This is a genomic window from Rhodococcus sp. (in: high G+C Gram-positive bacteria), assembly GCF_049286785.1.
GTDB lineage: Bacteria > Actinomycetota > Actinomycetes > Mycobacteriales > Mycobacteriaceae > Rhodococcus_F.
Genome location: NZ_JBAQEO010000857.1, coordinates 1 through 2890, shown reverse-complemented (window position 1 = coordinate 2890; position 2890 = coordinate 1). Strand labels below are relative to the sequence as shown.

Annotated in this window: 2 protein-coding genes and 1 pseudogene; 2 read left to right on the top strand and 1 reads right to left on the bottom strand. The window is 64.2% G+C overall.

From position 1 onward, the window contains the following. Positions 1 to 209 (top strand): annotated as a pseudogene (locus WAW17_RS30470) (pirin family protein); the annotation flags it as partial. Positions 210 to 346: 137 nt separating this feature from the next. Next, positions 347 to 1489: an LLM class flavin-dependent oxidoreductase gene (locus tag WAW17_RS30465; RefSeq protein ID WP_422336569.1), complete on the top strand. Its 1143-nt coding sequence runs from the start codon at positions 347 to 349 to the stop codon at positions 1487 to 1489. Positions 1490 to 1963: 474 nt separating this feature from the next. On the opposite strand, the gene WAW17_RS30460 is transcribed toward WAW17_RS30465, so the two are convergent. After that, complete coding sequence (locus WAW17_RS30460) at positions 1964 to 2788, bottom strand: crotonase/enoyl-CoA hydratase family protein (RefSeq protein ID WP_422336568.1); 825 nt, start codon at positions 2786 to 2788, stop codon at positions 1964 to 1966. Positions 2789 to 2890 lie beyond the last annotated feature (102 nt).

Here is a 2890-nt window from a genome sequence, read left to right as displayed (position 1 = left end):
GTGCACCCTTCGGTGAGGAGATCGTCATGTGGTGGAATTTCGTGGGCCGCAGTCACGACGAAATCGTCGCCTTCCGCGACGCGTGGCAGAGCGAATCCGGGCAGTTCGGCCGCGTCGAGGGTTATGTCGGTCCGACGCCGAGACTGCCGGCGCCGGCGCTGCCCAATGCGCGGATCCGGCCTCGGCGTAATCCGCCGACCGAAATTTGACCCGTGTAACCGAAGGCGTGGTTCTCACCGATCTCACACCGCTCGGCATTGACCAAAGGGCGGGGGGGCTGGAATACCCCCGGCCTCCCCGCGGTTGATATAGTTGATTCTTCAATTAGTTAGGGAAAGGGACGACCATGCAGTTCGGCATCTTCACCATCGGAGACGTGACCCGCGACCCCACGACAGGGCGCATCCCCACCGAGCACGAGCGCATCGTCTCGATGACGCAGATCGCCCTCAAAGCCGAGCAGGTGGGACTCGATGTCTTCGCGACGGGTGAGCATCACAACCCACCCTTCGTGCCGTCGTCGCCTACGACGATGCTGGGCTGGATCGCTGCGAAGACCTCGACACTGCAGCTGTCGACCGCGACGACGCTGATCACCACCAACGACCCGGTCAAGATCGCCGAGGACTTCGCGATGCTGCAGCACCTGTCCGGCGGACGCGTCGACCTGATGATGGGGCGCGGCAACACCGGACCGGTTTACCCGTGGTTCGGCAAGGATATTCGCGAGGGCATCCCGCTCGCGATCGAGAACTACCACCTTCTGCGCCGGTTGTGGCGGGAGAAGGTCGTCGACTGGGAGGGCAAGTTCCGCACCCCGCTGCGCGGCTACACCTCCACGCCGACACCGCTCGACGACACGCCGCCCTTCGTCTGGCACGGTTCCATCCGTTCGCCCGAGATCGCCGAACAGGCCGCGTTCTACGGTGACGGCTTCTTCCACAACAACATCTTCTGGAACAAGGAACACATCGAGCAGATGATCACCCTGTACCGGCAGCGGTTCGAGCAGTACGGCCACGGCGCCGCGGACCAGGCGATCGTCGGTCTCGGCGGTCAAGTCTTCATGGACACCACCGAGAAGGAGGCCGTCCGCCGGTTCCGCCCGTACTTCGACAACGCACCGGTCTACGGTCACGGCCCGTCGCTCGAGGACTTCTCCACCATGACGCCGCTCACCGTCGGCACCCCCGAACAGGTCATCGAGCGCACCCTGGGCTTCGCCGACTATGCGGGCGACTATCAGCGGCAGCTGTTCCTCATGGACCACGCGGGCCTGCCACTCGACGTCGTCCTCGAACAGATCGAGATCCTCGGCCGTGAGGTCGTTCCGGTACTGCGGACCGAGTTCGAACGCCGTCGTCCCGCGCACGTGCCTTCCGATCCGCCGACGCACGCCTCGCTCGTCGCCGAGAGCCCGGAGTCGGCGCACCACCTCGTGCTCCCCGCGCAGGTCGACCTGTCGGCCAACCACGAAGCTGCTCTCTGATTCCCAGGGCAGCGAGGTCCCGCAACATCGCGGCCGGGAGTTTCGGGGTGGCGGTGAAATTGGCTGGGAGCGTGGATGGTCATGCCGTAAGTCCTCGCAAAGGTTACTGAAAGTGTCTGTAGTTCAATATTTCCGATGTGATTGATGGGTCAGGCGGAGCGCTCGGTGTCGAACGCTTTGTCGAACGCTGCCGGTCCGCCCAGCAACGCCGGTGCGGGGTCTGTCCAGATAACGTGTAACTGGTTGATTTGTAGCTACTTTCGTCCGGGGACAGGCGTCCGTCGAAGGTGATTTCGATGGAATTCAGTGCTGCCTTCCAACGGTGGGACCAACGCTGGCGGGCGGTGCAGCTCGCGGTGCGAGCGGCCCGATGTGCGCGAGGTTCTCACCGGGTATCGGTCCGGAAACTCGGCTGCTGGCCGGCCCCCGGCGAGTCGCGCCCACACTCTCAGGCGCTCATACCCAATCTCCGTCTCATGAGCCGATGCGCTCGATGAGCGTCATGTCCTCCTCGAGTTGGCGGCGCATCCGTTCGGAAATCGGACCGATACGCTTCTCCTTCTCGCGGCGGAACGTGTCGACGGGACCTGCGCTGAGCGCTTGGGCCTCGGCGATCGCGGTGTCGAGGAGATCGGAGGGCGCGACGACGCGATGAAGAAAGCCTGCGGTGAGTGCCTCCTGCGGCCGGTACATCCGCGCACCGTACGTGGCTTCCTCGAAGACGTCGTCGCGAAGCCGATCTCGGACCAGCATCAGCAAGACCCCGGGGAGCGGCAGCCCGATGGCGGCCTCGTTGAAGCCAATCTTGAAGTCACCGTCAGCACCCAGACGCATGTCGCCGGTGAGCACCAGGGCCGCCCCGAGGGCCACGGCGTTGCCGGTGCAGGCGATGACGACGGGCAGCGGCAGTGCCAACAGGCGTCCGAGAAGGGTCCAGCCGTCGCGTATGAGCGTGTCACGCTGTTTACCTCCGACCATGAGTGTGTCGAGGTCGAAGCCTGCGCTGAGTTGCCCCGGTCGGCCCGAGACGACCAGCGCGCGGACCTGATCATTGGCCTCCACGCGGTCGAGAGCTTCCGCGAACGCGTGGCTCATCCGCTCGGAAATCGCGTTCACCTTGCCGTCGTCGAACGTGATCACCGCGACACCATCGATCACTTTGACGTCGACCCTCGGATGCGGTCGCGGGCCAAAGTGGCTCCACCGCCGCGCCGTCACAAGCACTCGTCTGACCGGCACGGGCAACTTGCTCAAGCGCCGGAACGAGACGGGCACTTCAGACCGTGATGCTTGCTCCATGTTTAACTCCAATACCGTTCAGTTAGCCGGTGAGAATCGTGCATTCCGGAGGGCGTGTGGGTTGCGGATGATGTTGGTGGTGTGAGCGTTTCGCTGCCCATT

Excerpts from the sequence above, each read along its gene's own strand:
- WAW17_RS30465 (WP_422336569.1), top strand. The coding sequence starts at position 347 with ATGCAGTTCGGCATCTTCACCATCGGAGACGTGACCCGCGACCCCACG.
- WAW17_RS30460 (WP_422336568.1), bottom strand. The coding sequence starts at position 2,788 with ATGGAGCAAGCATCACGGTCTGAAGTGCCCGTCTCGTTCCGGCGCTTG.